This is a genomic window from Mycobacterium sp. GA-1199 (genome assembly GCF_001500045.1).
Classification (GTDB): domain Bacteria; phylum Actinomycetota; class Actinomycetes; order Mycobacteriales; family Mycobacteriaceae; genus Mycobacterium.
Genome location: NZ_LQIX01000055.1, coordinates 84599 through 103990 on the forward strand (window position 1 = coordinate 84599; position 19392 = coordinate 103990).

19 protein-coding genes are annotated in these 19392 nt (G+C 65.8%); 9 read left to right on the plus strand and 10 right to left on the minus strand.

What is annotated here, in order from left to right:
- Nucleotides 1-167 precede the first annotated feature (167 nt).
- From AU198_RS23900 to AU198_RS23915, 4 genes are read left to right on the plus strand one after another with little or no spacing between them, the layout of a single operon-like run.
- Nucleotides 168-1184 carry an iron ABC transporter substrate-binding protein gene (locus AU198_RS23900; RefSeq protein ID WP_064351067.1) on the plus strand — a complete coding sequence of 339 codons (1017 nt, stop codon included), beginning with the start codon at nucleotides 168-170 and terminating at the stop codon, nucleotides 1182-1184.
- Entirely contained in the window at nucleotides 1185-2765 is a 1581-nt protein-coding gene (locus tag AU198_RS23905; protein WP_064351068.1) for an ABC transporter permease, read from the plus strand.
- Entirely contained in the window at nucleotides 2762-3811 is a 1050-nt protein-coding gene (locus AU198_RS23910; RefSeq protein ID WP_064351069.1) for an ABC transporter ATP-binding protein, read from the plus strand. The genes AU198_RS23905 and AU198_RS23910 overlap by 4 nt, the downstream gene beginning before the upstream one ends.
- Nucleotides 3808-6297 (plus strand): AMP-binding protein, encoded by a 2490-nt coding sequence (locus AU198_RS23915; RefSeq protein ID WP_064351070.1) that lies wholly within the window; start codon nucleotides 3808-3810, stop codon nucleotides 6295-6297. Before AU198_RS23910 ends, AU198_RS23915 begins: the two co-directional genes overlap by 4 nt.
- On the opposite strand, the gene AU198_RS23920 is transcribed toward AU198_RS23915, so the two are convergent.
- The 5 genes from AU198_RS23920 to AU198_RS25990 form a co-directional block, all read right to left on the minus strand.
- A complete protein-coding gene (locus AU198_RS23920) occupies nucleotides 6278-7081 on the minus strand; it encodes an acyl-CoA thioesterase (RefSeq protein WP_064351071.1) in 804 nt (267 codons plus the stop codon). The genes AU198_RS23915 and AU198_RS23920 overlap by 20 nt on opposite strands.
- On the minus strand, nucleotides 7078-8298 hold the full coding sequence (locus AU198_RS23925; RefSeq protein WP_064351072.1) for a CoA transferase: 1221 nt from the start codon (nucleotides 8296-8298) through the stop codon (nucleotides 7078-7080). Before AU198_RS23925 ends, AU198_RS23920 begins: the two co-directional genes overlap by 4 nt.
- Before the next feature lie 33 nt (nucleotides 8299-8331).
- Complete coding sequence (locus AU198_RS23930) at nucleotides 8332-9072, minus strand: HAD-IIA family hydrolase (RefSeq protein WP_502689320.1); 741 nt, start codon at nucleotides 9070-9072, stop codon at nucleotides 8332-8334.
- A 64-nt stretch (nucleotides 9073-9136) separates the two neighbouring features.
- Nucleotides 9137-9478 carry a heme-binding protein gene (locus AU198_RS23935; protein WP_064351074.1) on the minus strand — a complete coding sequence of 114 codons (342 nt, stop codon included), beginning with the start codon at nucleotides 9476-9478 and terminating at the stop codon, nucleotides 9137-9139.
- A gap of 44 nt (nucleotides 9479-9522) precedes the next feature.
- Nucleotides 9523-9819 (minus strand): hypothetical protein, encoded by a 297-nt coding sequence (locus tag AU198_RS25990; RefSeq protein WP_082691186.1) that lies wholly within the window; start codon nucleotides 9817-9819, stop codon nucleotides 9523-9525.
- A 280-nt stretch (nucleotides 9820-10099) separates the two neighbouring features.
- Between AU198_RS25990 and AU198_RS23940 the strand changes: the two genes are divergently transcribed.
- From AU198_RS23940 to AU198_RS23955, 4 genes are read left to right on the plus strand one after another with little or no spacing between them, the layout of a single operon-like run.
- A complete protein-coding gene (locus tag AU198_RS23940) occupies nucleotides 10100-10660 on the plus strand; it encodes a hypothetical protein (RefSeq protein WP_064351075.1) in 561 nt (186 codons plus the stop codon).
- Nucleotides 10661-10665: 5 nt separating this feature from the next.
- Nucleotides 10666-11073, plus strand: a complete 408-nt coding sequence (locus AU198_RS23945) for a nuclear transport factor 2 family protein (RefSeq protein WP_064351201.1) — start codon at nucleotides 10666-10668, stop codon at nucleotides 11071-11073.
- Entirely contained in the window at nucleotides 11070-12413 is a 1344-nt protein-coding gene (locus AU198_RS23950; RefSeq protein ID WP_064351076.1) for a Dyp-type peroxidase, read from the plus strand. Before AU198_RS23945 ends, AU198_RS23950 begins: the two co-directional genes overlap by 4 nt.
- The gene (locus tag AU198_RS23955; RefSeq protein WP_064351077.1) at nucleotides 12410-13423 is read left to right on the plus strand and encodes a hypothetical protein; all 1014 of its coding nucleotides are present in this window, start codon (nucleotides 12410-12412) and stop codon (nucleotides 13421-13423) included. The genes AU198_RS23950 and AU198_RS23955 overlap by 4 nt, the downstream gene beginning before the upstream one ends.
- Before the next feature lie 21 nt (nucleotides 13424-13444).
- On the opposite strand, the gene AU198_RS23960 is transcribed toward AU198_RS23955, so the two are convergent.
- Entirely contained in the window at nucleotides 13445-14233 is a 789-nt protein-coding gene (locus tag AU198_RS23960) for a spirocyclase AveC family protein (RefSeq protein WP_064351078.1), read from the minus strand.
- Between the two features lie 203 nt (nucleotides 14234-14436).
- Between AU198_RS23960 and AU198_RS23965 the strand changes: the two genes are divergently transcribed.
- Nucleotides 14437-15093, plus strand: coding sequence for a TetR/AcrR family transcriptional regulator (locus tag AU198_RS23965; RefSeq protein WP_064351079.1), 657 nt, complete (start codon nucleotides 14437-14439; stop codon nucleotides 15091-15093).
- Here the strand turns inward: AU198_RS23965 and AU198_RS23970 are convergent.
- From AU198_RS23970 to AU198_RS23985, 4 genes are read right to left on the minus strand one after another with little or no spacing between them, the layout of a single operon-like run.
- On the minus strand, nucleotides 15090-15968 hold the full coding sequence (locus AU198_RS23970; protein WP_064351080.1) for a mycofactocin-coupled SDR family oxidoreductase: 879 nt from the start codon (nucleotides 15966-15968) through the stop codon (nucleotides 15090-15092). The two genes, AU198_RS23965 and AU198_RS23970, sit on opposite strands and share 4 nt — an antisense overlap.
- Before the next feature lie 24 nt (nucleotides 15969-15992).
- Nucleotides 15993-17261 carry a cytochrome P450 gene (locus AU198_RS23975; protein WP_064351081.1) on the minus strand — a complete coding sequence of 423 codons (1269 nt, stop codon included), beginning with the start codon at nucleotides 17259-17261 and terminating at the stop codon, nucleotides 15993-15995.
- Nucleotides 17258-18169 (minus strand): SDR family NAD(P)-dependent oxidoreductase, encoded by a 912-nt coding sequence (locus AU198_RS23980; RefSeq protein WP_064351082.1) that lies wholly within the window; start codon nucleotides 18167-18169, stop codon nucleotides 17258-17260. Before AU198_RS23980 ends, AU198_RS23975 begins: the two co-directional genes overlap by 4 nt.
- Nucleotides 18166-19389, minus strand: coding sequence for a cytochrome P450 (locus AU198_RS23985; protein ID WP_064351083.1), 1224 nt, complete (start codon nucleotides 19387-19389; stop codon nucleotides 18166-18168). Before AU198_RS23985 ends, AU198_RS23980 begins: the two co-directional genes overlap by 4 nt.
- Nucleotides 19390-19392: the final 3 nt, after the last annotated feature.

Sequence of the window (19392 nt, forward strand, 5' to 3'; positions counted from 1 at the left end):
CCGAAAAGGAGGTGGGACGGCAGGCCCCCGAATCCCCCCGGTCAGGTGCCACCGGAGCCCGAACGTGCGGCGCCCGCCGAGCCGGACACCGACAGGGTATGTTCGTTAGGTAAACCTCAGCTAAAGATTGCGTCCTGACCTGCACGTACCGCGAAAGGATCCCCTGTATGCGATCACGGTGGAGGCGGATCGCCGCCGTCCTGTCGACCCTCGCCCTGGCAGCCGGCGCCAGCGCGTGCTCGGATGGGGGCCAGAGCGACGAATTGCTGATCTACAACGCCCAGCACGAGTCGCTGACCAAGGAATGGATCGACGCCTTCACCGAGGAAACCAGGATCAAGGTGACCTACCGTCAAGGTGGTGACACCGAACTCGGCAACCAGCTCGTGGCCGAAGGGAAAGCATCACCGGCCGATGTCTTCCTGACGGAGAACTCACCGGCGATGGCCGCGGTCGAGCGCGCCGGCCTGTTCGCCGAACTCGCGCCCGAGACCCTCGATCAGGTGCCGCCGCAGTACCGTCCGCCGACCGGCAACTGGACCGGGGTGGCCGCGCGCAGCACCGTATTCGTCTACAACACCTCGAGGCTGCAGCCCGACCAGTTGCCGAAGTCACTGCTCGACCTGCAGCAGCCGGAATGGAAGGGCCGCTGGGGAGCGCCGCCGACCAAGGCCGACTTCCAGGCGATCGTCTCGGCGCTGCTCGAACTGAAGGGCGAGCCCGCGACCGCACAGTGGCTGGCAGCCATGAAAGCCAACGCCAAGCTCTACAGCGACAACATCGCCACCCTCAAGGCCGTCAACGCCGGTGAAGTCGACGGCGGAGTGATCTACCACTACTACTGGTTCCGCGATCAGGCGAAAACCAAAGAGATGAGCGGCAATACCGCGCTGCACTACTTCAAGAACGAGGATCCCGGCGCCTTCGTCAGCCTCTCCGGCGGTGGGGTACTCGCCTCGACCGACCGGATGGACCAGGCCCAGCAGTTCGTCCGGTTCGTCACCGGCAAGGCCGGTCAGGAGGTGCTCGAGAAGGGCACCTCATTCGAATACCCGGTCGCCAGTGGCGTGCCCGCGAATCCCGCCCTGCCCCCGCTGGACACCCTGCAGGCACCCAACGTCGACCCGTCGAACCTCGACGCTCAGAAGGTCACCGACCTGATGACGAAAGCCGGCTTGCTGTAGGTGGTCTCCGCCGCTCCCCCCGTCCCCCCGCCCGCGGCACCGGTGTCGCGGTCGGACAAGGCGTCCCGGCCCGGCCCGCTGGTCTCGGTCACGGTCGCGATCCTCGTGGCGGCCACCTGCATTCCGCTGGGATATGTGGCGTGGGCGACGGTCTCGGTGGGGTGGACGCGGGCGTACGAACTCGTGGTGCGCCCACGCGTCGGTGAACTGCTCGTCAACACCGTCGCCCTGGTACTCATCACCGTTCCGCTGTGCGTGGTGGTCGGTGTCGGCGCGGCGTGGCTGGTGGAGCGGACGGACCTTCCGGGCCGGACGCTCTGGCGGCCACTTTTCGTTGCACCGCTGGCTGTTCCGGCGTTCGTCAACAGCTACGCCTGGGTCGGGGTGATCCCGTCGCTGCACGGCCTGCCGGCCGGCGTGCTGGTCACCACTCTGTCCTACTTCCCGTTCATGTACCTGCCGGTCGCCGCGACGCTGCGGCGGCTCGATCCCGCCGTCGAGGAATCGGCTCGGGCGCTGGGATCCGGCTCGGCGGGGGTGTTTCTGCGCGTCACGCTTCCGCAGCTGCGCCTTGCCATTCTGGGGGGTTCGCTGTTGGTCGGATTGCATCTTCTCGCGGAGTTCGGCGCGTTCGCGATGTTGCGGTTCGACACCTTCACCGTCGCGATCTTCCAGCAGTTCCAGGCCACCTTCGACGGAGCGGCAGGCAGCATGTTGGCGGGGGTGCTCGTGCTGCTGTGCCTGACGCTGCTGGTCGGTGAGGCCGCCGCGCGGGGTAACGCCCGGTTCGCCAGAATCGGCTCGGGTGCGCCAGGCGTGAGCACTCCGATCCACCTGCGCCACAGCGTGATTCCCGCGACGCTCGGGCTGGCCGCATTGGCCGTGCTGGCCATCGGAGTGCCGGTCGGCACGATCGTGCGGTGGCTGTGGCTGGGGGGCGCCGACGTCTGGGTCATCGACGACATCCTTTCAGCCCTGGGCCAGACCATCGGATTGGCTTCAGCCGCAGCGATTGTGACGACCGTGCTCGCATTCCCCGTCGCCTGGGTGGCGGTGCGCTCGACCGGCGTACTGGCTCGCGTCGTCGAAGGTGCGAACTACGTGACCAGTTCGCTACCCGGTATCGTCACGGCGCTGGCGTTGGTGACCTTCACGATTCACTTCGTGCGCCCCCTGTATCAGAGCCTGACATTGATCGTGTTCGCCTATGTCCTGCTGTTCATGCCCCGCGCGTTGGTCAACGTCCGGGCCGGCCTGGCTCAGGTTCCGCCGAGCCTGGAGGAGGCGGCCCGGTCGCTGGGCAGTTCGCCGACTGCCACGTTCTTCCGGGTTACGCTGCGGCTGACCGCTCCCGCCGCCGCGGCAGGGGCCTCGCTGGTGTTCGTGGCGGTGGCGACCGAGCTGACCGCGACGCTGCTGCTCGCGCCCACCGGGACCCGGACGCTGGCGATGATGTTCTGGTCGTTCTCCAGCGAGCTCGACTACGCGGCGGCGGCGCCCTACGCACTGGTGCTCGTGGTCCTCGCCATACCGGTGACATTGCTGCTGTATCGGCAGTCGACAAAGGCGGCGGCACTGTGAGCGTTGTCGAAACACACGGCCTGGCCAAGGCTTTCAACGGTCACACGGTGCTGGATCACATCAATCTGGAAATGCAGGCGGGCACCATCACCGCGGTCGTCGGGGCGTCGGGGTGCGGTAAGACCACGCTGCTCCGGCTGATCGCCGGGTTCGAGACACCCGACGCCGGGACCATCGTCATCAGCGGTCGCCAGGTCGCCGGCCCGGGCAGTTCGGTGGCACCGCACCGGCGCGCGGTCGGTTACGTCGCCCAAGACGGCGCACTGTTCCCACATCTGAGCGTGGGGCAGAACATCGCATACGGCTTGAACGGATCCCTGCGACGCGCCGAGATCCGGACCAGGGTCGACGAATTGCTCGAGACGGTCTCGCTGGATCCCGCCTTCGCATCACGGCGGCCACACGAACTGTCGGGCGGCCAGCAGCAGCGGGTGGCCCTAGCGCGAGCGCTCGCCCGCAAACCGGTAGTGATGCTGCTCGATGAACCTTTCAGCGCCCTCGACACCGGGCTACGCGCATCCACCCGTAAAGCCGTCGCCCGCCTGCTGGTCGACACGGGCGTCACCACGCTGCTGGTCACTCACGACCAGGAGGAGGCGCTGTCGATCGCCGACCAGATCGCGGTCATGCGTGCCGGTCGGTTCACTCAGGTGGGACCGCCGCAGCACGTGTACCGGCATCCGGCCGACCATTTCACCGCCGCATTCCTCGGGGACTGCGTATCCCTGCCCTGCACGGTCACCGATGGCGTCGCCGAGTGCGCGTTCGGACGAATCCCCCTGCACAGCACGGAATCCCGACCGGCAGGTCCTGCGACGCTGCTATTGCGGCCCGAACAGCTCGTCGCGACCGTGGTGTCTGATACCGAGCGCCTCGAAGGTGTCGGTACCGTGCTGGCCGTCGAATTTCTCGGCCACGACGTGCTGTTGACGGTCGACCCCGGCGGCGAGGCGGACCCGATAATCGTCCGCCAGCACAGCCTCGATCCGCCGCAGGTCGACGCGAAGGTGCGCATCCAGGTGCTGGGAAGCGGAGTCGCGCTGTGACGAACCCCTTGATCGAGCACCTGCGCGGCTACGGAGACAACGTCGCGGCGCACACCGATACGCAGCACGTGACCTATGCCGCGCTGGCCGACCGGGTCGCTGATGCGATACCCGACCTCGGCGAGAGCAGACGGCTCGTGCTGCTCGAAACGCGCAACGACATCGACACGCTCGTGCATTATCTGGCCGCGCTCGCGGCTGACCATGTGGTGCTTCCCGTCCCACCCGGGCGGGAGCACTCGACGATCCTGCGTACCTACGAACCCGACACCGTGGTCGGCGACGGAGTGATCCGCCATCGCCGTCGTGCCGGCGGGCGCCGCCTCCACGACGACCTGGCGATGCTGATGTCCACGTCCGGCACCACCGGATCACCGAAGCTGGTCCGGCTCTCCCGCGACAACCTGCTGTCCAATGCCTGCGCGATCTCCCGCTACCTCGAGATCCGTGAAACCGATCGCGCGGCCACCACACTGCCGATGTCGTACTGCTATGGGCTCTCGGTCGTCAACAGTCACCTGCTCCGCGGCGCCGGCCTCGTCCTCACGGATCTCTCGGTGACCGATGACCGGTTCTGGGACCAGTTCCGTCGCCACCGCGGCACCTCGTTCGCGGGGGTGCCATACACGTTCGAACTTCTCGAGCAGATGAAGTTCGACGCGACGGGCCTACCGGATCTGCGCTACGTGACGCAGGCGGGCGGGCGCATGCCTGCCGAGCGCGTCCGACGGTTTGCAGAACAGGCTCGAAACGAGGGCTGGCAACTGTTCGTCATGTACGGGGCGACCGAGGCGACTGCCCGAATGGCCTATCTGCCACCGGAATTGGCGCTCTCACGGCCCGAGACCATCGGCCGGCCCATTGCGGGCGGTTCGTTCACCATCGAATCCACCGACGAATCGCCGGACGAAGCGGTCGGCGAACTCGTCTACCGCGGACCCAACGTGATGATGGGCTACGCCCACGGCCCCGACGACCTCGCCCTCGACAAGACCGTCGAATCGCTGCACACCGGCGACCTGGCCCGCCGCACTCCCGACGGACTTTACGAAATCGTCGGTCGTACCAGTCGATTCGTCAAAATGTACGGTTTGCGCGTCGATCTCCAACACATCGAGTCCGCCTTGAGCGCCGACGGAATCACCGCCTTCTGCACCAACGACGACGATCGCCTCGTCGTCGCGGCGGCCGGCGCGCACAGCGAACGCGATGTCCAGCGCATAGCGGCCGAGACCGCCGGTGTTCCGTCGTCGGCCGTGCGTGCGGTCGTTGTGGACGAACTGCCGCTGCTGGAGTCCGGGAAACCCGACTACCGAACCGTCCGCGACCTCGCACGGGGCGGAGACGCGGCGTCGACCACCAACCTGCGCGAAGTGTTCGCCGACGTGCTGCAGCTGGACCCGGCGGCCATCGACCCGGACGCGAGCTTCGTCGACCTCGGCGGGAACTCGCTTTCCTACGTGGCGATGTCGGTGCGGTTGGAACGAGCGCTCGGGCAGTTGCCCGCCGGATGGCAACAGCTGCCACTTCGAGAGCTCGAGAGGCTGGTGAAGCGGCCGCGGACCCGCCGGCGGCTGTGGGACGCCACGCTGGAGACCAGCGTGGCGATGCGGGCCGTCGCGATCATCCTGATCGTCGGTTCGCATGCCGAGTTGTTCGAGTTGTGGGGCGGCGCCCATCTGCTGCTCGGCATCGCCGGATACAACTTCGGCCGGTTCTGTCTGACACCGGTGTCGCGCGCCAAGCGGGTGCGCCACCTGCGAAACACCATCGGCTGGATTGCGGTGCCGTCGGTGCTGTGGGTGGCCCTCGTAATGCCGTGGACGTCGGACTACACCTGGACGAACCTGTTGCTGGCCAACAAGATTCTCGGTCCGCACGACAGCATGACCGCGGGCCGCCTGTGGTTCGTCGAGATTCTGGTGTGGACGCTCGTCGCCCTGGCGCTGCTGTTGTGCATACCGGCGATGGACCGGGCCGAGCGCCGGCGTCCATTCGCGGTCGCCGTTGCCTTTCTGGTCGCCGGGTTGGCGTTGCGCTACGACGTGTTCGGGTTGGACCTGGGCCGGAATGCCTGGTTCACGATGCTCGCGTTCTGGTTCTTCGCCATCGGCTGGGCGGCTTCGAAGGCCGGCACGACCCTGCAGCGTGCGCTGCTGACTCTGGTTCTGGCGGTGGCGCTGTACGGCTACTTCGACAACACGCTGCGAGAGCTTCTCGTGTTCGGCGGTCTCGCCCTGGTGATCTGGCTGCCGACCATCCGCTGTCCGGCGGCGCTGACCGTGGCGGCAGGCGTGCTGGCCGAGGCGTCGCTGTACACCTACCTCGTCCACTACCAGGTGTATGCGATGTTCCCCGGCCACCCCGCCCTCGGCGTGATCGCCTCGCTCGCCGTCGGCATCCTGCTCACCTATTTGGTGACCATGGCGCGTCGGCGGCTGCGGGCACGCCGCGGGTCGGCAACGCTCAGTCCCGCTCGGCGATAAGGCCTTCCTGCGCGAGCGTGGCGACCACGGCGCCGTCGGCGCGGATCAGGTTTGCGGTGACGACGCCCCTACCCCGTGCGGCGGCGGGCGACGTCGACTCCAGCAGGTTCCACTGGTCGGCGAATACCGGTTGGTGAAACCAGATCGACGAATCCGTGGTGCCGCTGCGGTGTGTTCGCGCCCGCATCGAGTGGCCGTGGACCTGTAGCGCGGGATCGATCATGTACACGTCGCACACATAGACCGCGATCAGGGTGTGCAGGATCGGATCATCCGGAACCGGCACCGTCGCGCGCCACCAGAGACGGCGGACGAACTCGCCTGACGAGCTGTCGTCGAAGATCCTGATATCGAGTTCCTCGAGCGGCATCGACGGCGCGGGCCCGGCAGGACCGGTGTGGGGCAACGACTCCGGATCGTAGAGCGCGGGCAGCCGGTGCCCGTGCTCGGGACCACGCATCGGCACCGCGAACGACACCGTCGCCGTCGTCAAAAGCCGTTCGCCTTGCCGGGATTCGACGCGCCGAGCCGATGACGTTCGGCCGTCGAAGACGCGCGCGACGGTGTAGCCGACGTCGTCGCCCGCCTCTCCGCCGCGCAGGAACTGCAGGTGCAGGTTCGTCGGCAGCCGGTCCCCCGCGACGGTGCGGCAGGCAGCGGCCAGGCTCTGCGCGACGAACTGTCCGCCGTAGGCCCGCTTGCCCGCGGGGCCGCTCGCCGGTCCGATCCAGCTGTCGGTTTCGGTTCCGGAGCGCAACTCGAGCAGGTTGAGCAGTCGGCTCATTCAGCGCGTCCTGTCGCCACAGCGCCCGAGGCGACCAGGCCGTCGACCTGCTCGGCGGTCAACCCCAGCCACTCGCCCAACACCGCGACAGTGTCGTCCCCCAGCGCCGGCGACGTGACCGCGGGCGGGTACTGCCCACCGATCGAAATCGGAAGTCCCGGCGCCAGATAGGTGCCGATCCGCGGCTGCTCGAGCGAGGTGAACAACGGGTTGTCGGTGACTTTGTCCTCGGTGACCGCTTCGGCGAAGGTGCGGTAGCGCTCCCACAGCACCGAGGTGGCCGACAACGCTGTGCTGATCTCATGGGCGGTGTGCGCGGTGAACCATTCGGCGAACAATCCGCTCAACGCGTCGCGGTGCACGAACCGCTGTCCCTCGTCGGAGAAGTCGGCACCGAGCGTTTCCGCGAGCGCGGCAACCGCTTTCGTCGTGCCGGTGAGCTCGGTGAGGTCGCGGAAGTGCCGACCGGTCAACGCGACGACCATGAACGACACACCGTCGCTGCTGACGAAGTCCTGGCCGTACTGGCCGTACACGGAGTTGCCGATGCGTTCGCGCGCCGTGCCGTTGACCATGACCTCGGTGAAGAACCCGAGGTTGCCCGCCGTCGCCAACGCGACGTTCTCGAGCGGGATGCCGATTCGTTGGCCTTCCCCGGTCGCGTCACGGTGCCGCAGCGCGGTCACGACGGCCAGCGCGGTGTACAGCCCGCATGCGACGTCCCACGCCGGCAGCACATGGTTCACGGGTGTGGCGAGTTCGGATGGACCGGTGACCAGCGGGAAACCGATGCCCGCGTTGACCGTGTAGTCGACGCCGGTGCCCCCGTCGGCGCGTCCGGACACCTCGACGTGGATCAGGTCGGGGCGGAGCGCTTTGAGCGTCTCGTATGAATGCCATTGGCGCCCAGCCACATTGGTGATCAGAATCCCGCTGCTGGCGATGAGCCGCTTGATCACGTCCTGACCCTCGTCGGAGCGCACGTCGGCGGCGACCGATCGCTTGCCCTTGTTCAGGCCCGCCCAGTAGATGCTGTCACCGTCGTCGGTGACGGGCCATCGGCGGTAGTCGGCGGCACCACCGATGGGATCGACCCGCGTCACCTCCGCCCCGAGTTGGGACAGCGTCATTCCGGCGAGCGGGACGGCGACGAAGCTGGAGATCTCGACAATGCGCACGCCGGCCAGTGGCCGCGTCGCCTCCGATGTGCTGGTCATCGGGGTCAGTGTAGGCAGCGGTCGCGCCGCGGCTCACACCAGTTCGATGGCCTCGGCGATGGACGGCAACACGCGGCTGGGCCGGAACGGGTACCGCTCAACCTCGTCGACCGTCGTCGACCCGGTCAGCACCAGGATGGTCTCCAGGCCCGCTTCGATGCCCGCGACGACGTCGGTGTCCATCCGGTCCCCCACCATGACCGTGCTCTCCGAATGCGCCTCGATGCGGTTCAGCGCACTGCGGAACATCATCGGGTTGGGCTTGCCGACGAAGTACGGTTCGCGGCCGGTGGCCTTGGTGATCATCGCGGAGACGGACCCGGTGGCCGGTAGCGGCCCTTCCGCGGACGGCCCGGTCACGTCGGGGTTGGTGGCGATGAACCGAGCCCCGCCGAGGATCAACCGGATCGCCTTGGTGATGGCTTCGAATGAGTAGGTCCGGGTCTCGCCGAGGACCACGAAGTCCGGTTCGACGTCGGTGAGCGTGTAGCCCGCCTCGTGCAGTGCGGTGGTCAGCCCCGCCTCGCCGATGACGTAGGCCGATCCACCCGGCAGCTGGTCAGTGAGAAACGATGCGGTCGCCAGCGCGGAGGTCCAGATGGAGTCTTCCGGTACGACGAGTCCGGACCGCTTGAGCCGGGCGGACAGATCGCGGGGTGTGAAGATCGAATTGTTGGTCAGGACCAGGAAGGGCCGTTGCAGGTCAACGAGCCGCTGCAGAAATTCGGCGGCACCGGGCAGCGCGTGTTCCTCGCGGACGAGCACACCGTCCATGTCGGTGAGCCAGCACTTGGGTGTGTCGCGCACACCCCCAGTGTGTCAGTCCCGCACGCAACCGTTAGCCCATCGGCAGGTCTGGCATCGCGACATCGCAGCGTGCACGGAAGTCGGCCGCAGGCTGCCGGACCACCCGCAGCTCGTCGCGGACCCGCGGATTGGCGTCCAGATATGCCTTGATCTCGTCGGTCATCTGGTCCCTGGGCTTGCCTTTGAGCCCCGTGAAGAAGGCGTTCACATCCGGATGCGTGAACAGATAGGACGACGTGCCCGCCGAGACGCCGGCCATGACGCCGGCCAGATCGGCGGCGGTGCAGTTGGGCGGATCGGCGGCGGCGGGTGCGGCACCGAGCAGCAGCCCACCGGAGATCAGCCCGGCACCAAAAGCGTTGCGTAAGAACATTCCAAGCTCCTTGCTCGAATCAACGGAGGACGTCTGCACAAGAATCAGCGCGGTCCGACACCCGGCCGTCCCGGGCGATCGAATATGGGCGGCCTCGGAGGCTCGGGATCGACGACGATGTCGAGTCCCCAATCGTCATTGCAATACCAGGGGTCAGCGCAGTAGCCGGGATATACGGGCCCGGCCTGCGGAGCGTCGGGCCCACCTCCGCGGACGGTCCCCTGCGCGCAGACCGTGGCGGCGCCGGCATTCGTGCAGTCCGCGGACGCGTCGGGGGCGAGGGCGATCGGCGCCACCGAGATCGACAGCGCAGCCAGTAGGCAGCGATGGGCGGATCTCATGGCCGTCTCCTCTCTCGTGCCCCCAGTGGCGTGCGTCCGTCCGACGCGGCCGCTTCTGCAACGACATGCGCAGCCTAAATCGGTGCGCGCCGCTCGTCCCGGAATTTTGCGATAACTTGCCAGATCACTTTCGCTCTGCGGATAGTTGATCTAGTTAGTCAGGCATCAAGTTCCTCAGGGAAAGACGACTATTACGGAACGTTTCTGCGCTGCCGAACCATGTGTCGTACCCGTTCAGCGGTGCTAGTGTCCGCTCACGTAACAACGGTAGGGGGACGCCATGGCCGCCGATCACCACGACTGGACGACACCCGCGGCAATGGCGATTCCCGAGGCCGGATATTTCGAACTAGAACGCGGGCGGTACGGACCGGTCTTTCCCCGAACACCGGCCTGTTACGGCTTTTCCATAATCGCGAAGGTCAAAGAAGGCCGGGAGGCCGCCGTCCGAGCCTACGGCAAGCAGATCGAGGAAGCGATCGCGGCCAGTCCCGATGTGCTCGCGCCGTTGAGGTTGCACTATCTGCGGTGGGTGCTGTTCGACGTCGGCTCGGGCCTGCACTTTCAGTACCAGGGCATCTTCGACACCGATTTCGACAAGTACACCGAGGACGCGGTTCAACTGTTCAGTCAGACCGGTATCACCACGGTGTTCACCAACCTCGAGGGCTTTCCCGAGGACTGGCGCGAAAACCCTGAGGGATTCGTCAAATTCGTTCGCGACCACCATGTCCCGAGCTTTCTCGAATACGGCGAGTATCCGTACGTGACGGCCGATGAGATAAAGAAGGCACTACGTCTGAAAGCCGCGTTCTCCACGATGCTCGACCAGATGCAGTGACGGTCATGAGCACGGCGGATCCACTGGCCGCGGTGCACCGGTACATCGCAGCCTTCAACAACGGCGACGTGGCGGAGATGGCGTCCGTCTTCGACTCCGCGGGAACGATCCTCGATGGAATGGCACCCCACGTCTGGCAGGGGGCATCCGCGACGCAGGATTGGTACCGCGACGTGATTGCCGAGGCAGCTCACCACGGTGCCTCAGACTATGTCGTCGCCGTCGGGTCGCCCTTGCACAACAGTGTCAGCGATGACCGCGCCTACCTCGTCCTGCCCGCGACGATGACGTTCAGCCTGCGCGGCGCGCGGGTGAGGCAGGACGGCGCATTCTTCACGGTGGCCCTTCGCCGAGGATCGCAGGACTGGCGAATCACTGCCTGGGCGTGGACGAAAGGGACTCAGCGGCAATGATGTCCACCACAGACGAGCTCGAGCTCGACGACATACAACACATCCTGCTGACCCGAACGCCCGCCATCACGGGACGGTACGAGTTCCTGACCTTCGACTCCCCCGAGGGGGGCCGCGCGTGGCTCACCGCACTGCTCGACAAGGTCCAGTCTGCGGCTGATGTCCGCGCCACGATGGACACTTCGGCGCGCTGGGTCACCCTGGCCTTCACGTGGCACGGCCTCCGCGCGCTCGGAGTCGCCGGGGAGTCGCTGGCTACCTTCCCCGACGCGTTCCGCGAGGGGATGGCCGCGCGCGCAAGCATCCTCGGCGACACCGGAGCGGCCGCACCCGAACACTGGCTCGGCGGCCTCGACGGTGACGATCTGCACGCGATCGCGATCTTGTTCTCCCGGACCGATGAACAATGCCGCAGATCCATCGACGAACACGACAAACTGCTGGCCCGCACGGAGGGAGTTCGTAGCCTCTCCCACCTCGACCTGAACGCGACCCCCCCGTTCAACTACGCCCACGACCACTTCGGCTTTCGCGATCGCCTGTCGCAGCCGGTGATGAAGGGCTCCGGCGAAGATCCGACACCGGGTTCGGGAGACCCCCTGGAGGCGGGCGAATTCATCCTCGGTTATCCCGACGAGAACGGGCCCGTGCTGGATCAACCCCAGCCAGAGGCCCTGTCGCGCAACGGTAGTTATATGGCCTATCGTCGACTGCAGGAACACGTGGGACTGTTTCGCGACTATCTGCGAGAGAACTCCGCGGACCCCGCCGGGCAGGAACTGCTGGCCGCGAAGTTCATGGGCCGCTGGCGGAGCGGCGCCCCACTCGTACTCGCACCGGCCAAAGACGACCCAGAGTTGGGCGCTGACCCCATGCGCAACAACGACTTCAACTACAAGGAAATGGACCCTCTCGGTTACGCGTGCCCGTTGGGCTCACATGCCCGACGGCTCAACCCCCGTGACACCGCGCACTACATGAATCGGCGGCGGATGATCCGTCGCGGCGCCACCTATGGTCCCGCACTACCGGAAGGAGCGCCCGACGACGGAGTCGAGCGGGGCATCGCCGCATTCATCATCTGCGCCGACCTCGTGCGCCAATTCGAGTTCGCGCAGAACGTCTGGATCAATGACAAAACTTTCCACGAGCTCGACAACGAGCACGACCCGATCTGCGGTACTCAGGACGGCACGCTGGACTTCACGGTGCCCAAGCGGCCCATTCGTAAGGTGCACAAGGGCATTCCAGCGTTCACCACGCTCAAGGGTGGCGCGTACTTCTTCCTGCCCGGTCTGAGTGGCCTCCGTTACCTCGCTGGATTGGGGGAGCACCGATGACGGTTCCGTCCGCGGCACGTACATACAACCAGAACCACATCCCACGTTCCCGCGACGGGCGCAGACGCATCAGCATCTACTGGACGTGGAGCTATCCCTGGGAGGCACAGCGCGATCCGGGCGAGATGTACAACCGATTCTCGACGATGACGGAAGTGCGAAACGCTCTGTGGCCCAACTACGAGACGCCAGAGTACGACGCCGCCCACTTCCTTCAGGGCATCGCGGGAACGCTAGAACTCTTCCATCGCTCGACGCTGGCTTTTCAGGAGCTGGCCGCAGAGGCGACCGGACATCCGGTCGCGGTTTTCCAACGAATCGACCAAGCCGGCTACCAGCTGCCGATCGACGAGCGAATCCTCGCCGACACCGACACCCTGATGGTCTTCGGGCTCGACCACACTCTGTCCGAGCAGGAGGCCGCAGCCGAGGAGATCGCCGCTATCGAGCAATGGCTCCGACGCGAGGGCACATGTCTACTGCTTGCCCCGCATCACGATGTCGGCTTCACCGATGACTTCGCGCAGCGCCAGATGGAGTTCCAGCACCACGGTGATCCGTTGGTCCCGCGCCAGCAGCGGTTCGGCCAGTACACGCGTTCACTGATGAACGCGCTCGACGTCCCCGTCCTCAACAAGTGGGGTCTACGACCCGCAGTCGTGCCGAGTACGCGCGAAATCGCGCCCCTGACCGGGATTCGCGATCTCGATTCGCTCGGCTTGCTCGAAAAGGTCACCACGTTCAACTTCCACCCGCACCTACCGCACTACGAGCTGACCGCACCCGAAAGCGACGGCGTTCGGGTACTCGGGCGCCAGCGCGTAGATCCGCACCGTCCGCACCCGTTTACCGCCGACGGCACCAGCGAGTTCAACGCGCTGATCTGGATGCTGCCGGCGGGTCAACGCGCCGGCGACATCGTGCTGATCGACTCGACACACTTCACAACGCTGTTCGGAGGAACCGACAGCCTGCGCAACCTGTGGCACAACTTGGCGACCATGCGGTGACGGCAGGACCGGCCGAAGGGTTCAGCGTGGCTGGTTCGGCACCCCGGGGAACAACTGCTCCGTGGGACCGGACGTCACGTGACCGCTGAGCTTCGTCACCAGGTGCGGTGCGAAAACAGCGCCGTACATGAGGTGGCCCACCACGACGGCGGCGGCGATCGACAGCAGTGAGGAACCTACGCGGCTCGACGATCGTTTGTCTGCCCACACCTCGATCACGTTGCGCCCCTTGGCGTCAACACGCCCGAGGAGATAGGTGAACACCATCATCTGCAAGCCCATCGCGATCGCATCGTAGATCGGATACTGAAACTTGCTCCCCTCGAAGATCGCCAGTCCCGGGATCACGTAGCCGTAGTAGAAGACCCCGAGGCGGGGGCCGAAGAATCCGTTGAACAGCAGCGCCCAGCAGAACCCGACGAGCAGACCCACGATCAGCAGGGTTTGTGGTCTGCGCCAACCGAATCGCCGAATCAGCCTCCGCCCGAGCGCGGCGCCGATCACTGCAGGCAGCACGAAGTAGGGGATGTATCCGATCGGCACCGATGACGGAAGCCCGCCGCCCCAGGTCATGTTCATCGGCCACCACGACGGCATGCGCGGAAGTGCGGGAGGGAACTGGGCGTACACCGCCCAGTCGTAAGGTGCCTCGATCCACGAGAACGAGATCGCCGAGATCGAGACCAGGAGCAGCGGATGAAGGCGGCCGCGCCGGATGCTCAGATACACGCCGTAGGCCAAAAACAGCACTCCGCCGACGTAGGCGAAGGACAAGCCGACGATCAACGCCGGCGTCAGCTCGGTGCTCATCGCTCGTCCTCCGCAACCGGTCTCTCACCGCGCGCTTCGGGATCGAAGTACAGCACCAAGCCGACGATCAAGACGAGCAGCCCGAACAGCGTTCCGAGCATGATGAGTTGGCCCATGACCACGTTCCTTCCGCACCCACGTCAGCTGTAATAGTGCACACTATTACACGCGTCCCGGTCAAGGGCCGACTATCGTCATTTGCCGTGCCCCAGCGACGTTCGTCGAAGAAGGGATCGGCCGGCGTGACGCAGACCTCACGCAGGGCCCCCGGCGAGGCCCGGCGGCTCCTGCTCGACGCCGCCCGTGACCTATTCGCGCGCCGGGACTACCGCAGCACCACGACACGGGAGATCGCCGAGGCGGCCGGCGTGTCCGAGTACCTGCTGTTTCGTCACTTCGGCTCGAAGGCCGGCCTGTTCCGCGAGGCCCTCGTCCTGCCGTTCACCGATTTCGTCGACGACTTCGGTCAGACTTGGCAGGCCGTCATACCCGACAAAATCACCGAGGAGGAACTGACTCGGCACTTCGTCGGGCGTCTCTACGACGTTCTCATCGAGCATCGAGGCCTGCTGCTCACCCTCGTGGCCTCGGACGGACTCACCGACGAGGAGATCGACGGCGCGGGCATCGCCGACATCCGGCGCGCGCTCACGTTGCTGGGTCAGATCAGCGCCGAAGGTATCCGATTGCGAGGGCTGCGTTCAGATCAGCCCGACCTTCCCGCGCACTCGACGGTCGCCATGATCGTCGGAATGGTGGCGCTGCGGTCCACCTTCTTCGGCAGCAGACCGCCGTCGCGTGAGGCGATCGTCGACGAACTCGTGCAGGCGATCCTGCACGGATTTCTGCACCGACCTTAACCCCCGGGCCCGTTGGGCCATTTGAGCAGCGAACCGGCGTCGACGCGGATGTGCTGGCCAGTGATGTAGCGGCTGTCGTCGCTAGCCAGAAAAACGCCGAGGTTGGCCATGTCCTCCGGCTCGATGTACGGGATCGGCATGGCCTGAAAGAGTGAGAAAAGCGGTTCGGCGTCTTCGCGGGTCGGTGTCTTACCTTCGGCTTTCAGGTCCGGCCGGAACACGCCGTACATTCCCTCGTTCTGCAACAGATGGGTGTTGCAGTTCGTCGGGTGAATGGCATTGATGCGAATCATGCGCGGCGCCAAATGAAGACACATCTCGTCGACGTACTCGATCACGACGCGTTTGCTCCAGCCGTATCCGGCGCCGCCCGGCCCCATGTCCGGGCTCGTCGTGGTGCCGCGGATCATGCCTGCCGTGGAACCGGTCACGATGATCGACGCCCCGTCGGGCAGGTGCGGGAGTGCCACCGCGACGGTGTTCATCACCCCGACCAGGTCGACATCCGACGCGTCGACGAAGCCCATCGGATCGGGGTTTCCCATCGCCATCGGCAGGATGCCGGCGTTGGCGACCACGATGTCGATCTTGCCGAGATCGGCGACTCCACCCTCCACCGCCTCCCGTAGTTCGTGGCGCTCACGGACGTCGGCGACCCGCGCGACGACGCGTCGTCCGATCTCCTTGACCGCGCGCTCGGTTTCGGCGAGGTCTTCGGGTGTGGCGAGCGGATACGGGTTGGACGGGATGTCACGGCAGATGTCGACCGCGATGATGTCGGCACCCTCTCTGGCCATCGCGATGGCATGCGCGCGGCCCTGCCCCCGGGCGGCCCCCGTGATGAAAGCGACCTTGCCGTCGAGCTTTCCGGTCATGTCATTACTCCTCTGCTCGCAGGGCTAGGTGATCGGACTGAAGGTGATGTGCAGTTCGGACAGCCCGCGCATGATGAATGTCGGCTCGTAGGTGAAGCGGCGGTCCTCGGGTGGGCCGTGATGTTCGGTGGAGATCGTGATGTCGGCCATCCGGTCCAAAATCCGGTTCAGCGAAATTCGTCCTTCTGCACGGGCCAGCGGCGCACCCGGGCAGGAATGGACCCCGCGGATGAACGCGATCTGCTCGCGCACATTCGGCCGGTCTGCGCGGAAGGTGTTGGGGTCGGCGAACTTGCGGTCGTCGCGGTTGCAGGCCCCGGGGAGCAGCATGACGGTCGTGCCTGCGGGCACCTCGACTTCGCCGATCTTCGTTGTGGTGCGCGCCATCCGGAAGTGGGATTTGACGGGGCTCTCCATCCGCAGGGTCTCCTCGAGGAATGCGGGGATCTTGCTGCGGTCATCGCGGAGTTCCTTCTCGTAACCCGCTTTGTCGGCGATGAATCGGACCGCCGAGCTGACGAGTTTGGTGGTCGTCTCGGTGCCGGCGGCGAACAGGAAGGTCGACAGGTTCATCACGTCTTCGATGTCGGGGGTTGACCCGTCCTCGTGTTTGGCCTGCGCCAGCTCGGTCAGCACGTCCTGGCGCGGGGCGCGTCGGCGGTCCTCGATGTAGGAGTAGAACTTCTCGTTGAGCCACTCCAGCGGGTTGTGCGAGGTCGGTGCCTCCTTGCCGAGCTCGCCGACGGTTTCGAGCGCGAAGACCTCCTTGAACTCCTCGTGGTCTTCGGCGGGCACACCGAGTAGGTCGGCGATGACCAGCAGTGAGAACGGTTTGGCGTAGGCGGTGAGGAACTCGCAGCTGCCCTTGTCGAGGAAGGTGTCGAGCTGCTGATCGGCCAACCGCCACATGAAGTCCTCGTTCTCCTTGAGGCGCTTGGGTGTGATCAGTTTGTTCAGCAGCCCCCGTGTACGGGTGTGCAGCGGCGGGTCCTGCGATGTGATGTGTTCGGCCATCGGAACAGCGGCGCGGTGCTGTTCGATGAGCTCGCTGACGTCATCGGATTCACCGGGACCGAACGGCATGCCGGAGAACGGACCGGCGACCGACACGCAGGACGAGAACGCGGGGTCCTTGTAGACGGCGAGCGCCTCGTCGTAGCCGGTGACTGCGAGCACGTTGAACGGGGTCGCCTGCACCACCGGGCATTTGGACCGGAGGAAGTCGAAATACGGGTACGGGTCGGGAACGAGCTTCTCGTCGGTGAAGAAGTCGACGGTCTCGAAATCGGTCACAGAACACTCCTGGTTGCTTCGGTCACATAGGCATCGTCGACGTTCATGATCTGGTCGAGGTTCTCCGCGATGTCTTCGGCGGTCAGGGGCTGCTTCCAGACGCCTTGGCTGCGAACCACGGCGAGGCGGGAGACACCACCCATCCCCGTCAGCAGGACCTCACCGTTGAGCGGGCACGATCGGTGCGCAAGGAAAGCCGCTGCGGGAGAGCATAGTTCGGGAGGCATACTGGCGTTGATCTCGGCCATCGTCTCCTCTGACATGCCGTACAGCTGCGCGAGTTGCGGTCCCTGCGATGCGGACATGCGTGTGTAGGCGCGCGGCGCGAGCGCATTGACTGCGATGCTGTGGGGAGCACCTTCGGTGGCGAGGTTTCGAGTCAGCCCCCAAACCGCGCCCTTGGCGGCTCCGTAGCTGGTGAGTTCCGGGATGCCGCCGAGCATGGCCTCGGACACGGTGTTGACGATGCGGCCGCCTCCGGCGCTGATCAGATGTGGCCACGCAGCCCGCGAGACGAAAAGCGTTCCGAAATAGTGCACGTCGAGCATTCGTCGGATCCGGTCCGTCGACAGTTCCTCGAAGAGACCCGGGTCGTGCACTCCAGCATTGTTGATCACCGCGTCGATGTGTCCGAACGCATCAACCGCGGTGTCGATGATCGACTGTGCCCCCGCCTCGTCGGCGACCGAGGCGCTGCACGCCACGGCTTGGCCCCCGGCCCGCAGGATTTCCTCGACCACTGAGTCCGCCGGTCGCGATGCGCATGCGCGGCCGTCGATCTCGGCCCCGTTGTCGGCGACGACGACTCGTGCACCCTTCGCGGCAAGCAGCGTCGCATGGCCGCGGCCGATCCCGCGCCCACCGCCGGTGACCACCACCACCCCCTCGTCGAAGCGAAGGTCGGTCATGGGCTCGCTGGTGTGTCGAAGACGATGGGCAGCGCCGTCGGTGACCGGAACACCTGGCCGCGGATGTAGGCCTCCTCGGCGCCCGGATCGAGCCGCAAATTGGGCAGGCGGTCCAGCAGGAGGTTGAGCGCCACCCGCATCTCCAGCCGCGCCAGGTGCATGCCGAGGCAGACGTGCACCCCGTGGCCCCACCCGATGTTGGCCTTGGATTCTCGGAAGATGTTGAACTGATCGGGATCGGGGAACCGTTCGTCCTGCCGGTTGGCCGCGCCCAACACCGGCATCACCGAGGAACCCTCGGGGATGTGAACGCCGCCGAGTTCGGTGTCGCAGGTGGCCACCCGGGTGATCATGCTCAGCGGCGGCTCCCAGCGCACCGCCTCCTCAATCGCCTGCGGTATCAGCGACCGGTCAGCCCGAAGTGCCTCCAGCTGTTCGGGATTGGACAGCAACCCGAACAGCAGGTTGCCCAGCGACCTGTATGTGGTTTCCACACCAGCGGGCAACAGCAAGCGCAGGAAGGAGAAGATCTCCTCGTCCGAGAGCTTCTCGCCATCGATCTCAGCCCCGGCCAGCCGGCTGATCAGATCGTCGCGGGGTTCCTCTCGCCGGGCGGCCAGGATCGGCCTGAAGTAGTCCGCCAGCGCCAGCGACGCTTCCCGGCCGCGTTCGGGGTTGACGGTGAACGACAGCAGCGAGATGGACCACTTCTGAAACTGCGCGTAATCGTCCTGCGGCAGCCCCAACAGCCCGGCGATGATCAGCGTGGGGTACGGGAAGTTGAATTCCTTGACCAGGTCGGCGCTCCCCCGGTCGGCGAAGCGGTCGATCAGGGCGTTGCCGATAGGGGTGACCAGCGTGTCTTCCCAACGGGCCAAAGCTTTTTGCGAGAACGCCTTGGCCACCAGGCTCCGGTGCCTGCCGTGTTCGGGTTCGTCCATGCCGAGCATCACATGCTTGCCGAACACATCGCCGAACGCCTGGATGATGATCGACGACGAGAACGTCTCGTTGTCCCGCAGCATCTGCTGCGCTTCGTCATAGCGGTAGACCATGACGATCGGCTTACCCTCTTGCCCTGGAATGCCGGGGATCTCGATCTTCTGGACCGGCTCCTCGCGACGCAGCCTCGCCAGTTCGGTGTGGGGGTCACGCACATCGCCCGACACGAAGTCGTCGAATTCGCCGAAGTCCTCGAGGTCGTCAAACAACAGTTGCATGTC

Bases quoted from the DNA above. Each gene is read 5' to 3' on its own strand.
- AU198_RS23900 (WP_064351067.1), top strand. From the start codon at position 168: ATGCGATCACGGTGGAGGCGGATCGCCGCCGTCCTGTCGACCCTCGCC.
- AU198_RS23920 (WP_064351071.1), bottom strand. From the start codon at position 7,081: ATGAGCCGACTGCTCAACCTGCTCGAGTTGCGCTCCGGAACCGAAACC.
- AU198_RS23925 (WP_064351072.1), bottom strand. From the start codon at position 8,298: ATGACCAGCACATCGGAGGCGACGCGGCCACTGGCCGGCGTGCGCATT.
- AU198_RS23930 (WP_502689320.1), bottom strand. From the start codon at position 9,072: ATGGACGGTGTGCTCGTCCGCGAGGAACACGCGCTGCCCGGTGCCGCC.
- AU198_RS23935 (WP_064351074.1), bottom strand. From the start codon at position 9,478: ATGTTCTTACGCAACGCTTTTGGTGCCGGGCTGATCTCCGGTGGGCTG.
- AU198_RS25990 (WP_082691186.1), bottom strand. From the start codon at position 9,819: ATGAGATCCGCCCATCGCTGCCTACTGGCTGCGCTGTCGATCTCGGTG.
- AU198_RS23940 (WP_064351075.1), top strand. From the start codon at position 10,100: ATGGCCGCCGATCACCACGACTGGACGACACCCGCGGCAATGGCGATT.
- AU198_RS23945 (WP_064351201.1), top strand. From the start codon at position 10,666: ATGAGCACGGCGGATCCACTGGCCGCGGTGCACCGGTACATCGCAGCC.
- AU198_RS23950 (WP_064351076.1), top strand. From the start codon at position 11,070: ATGATGTCCACCACAGACGAGCTCGAGCTCGACGACATACAACACATC.
- AU198_RS23955 (WP_064351077.1), top strand. From the start codon at position 12,410: ATGACGGTTCCGTCCGCGGCACGTACATACAACCAGAACCACATCCCA.
- AU198_RS23960 (WP_064351078.1), bottom strand. From the start codon at position 14,233: ATGAGCACCGAGCTGACGCCGGCGTTGATCGTCGGCTTGTCCTTCGCC.
- AU198_RS23970 (WP_064351080.1), bottom strand. From the start codon at position 15,968: ATGACCGGAAAGCTCGACGGCAAGGTCGCTTTCATCACGGGGGCCGCC.
- AU198_RS23980 (WP_064351082.1), bottom strand. From the start codon at position 18,169: ATGACCGACCTTCGCTTCGACGAGGGGGTGGTGGTGGTCACCGGCGGT.
- AU198_RS23985 (WP_064351083.1), bottom strand. From the start codon at position 19,389: ATGCAACTGTTGTTTGACGACCTCGAGGACTTCGGCGAATTCGACGAC.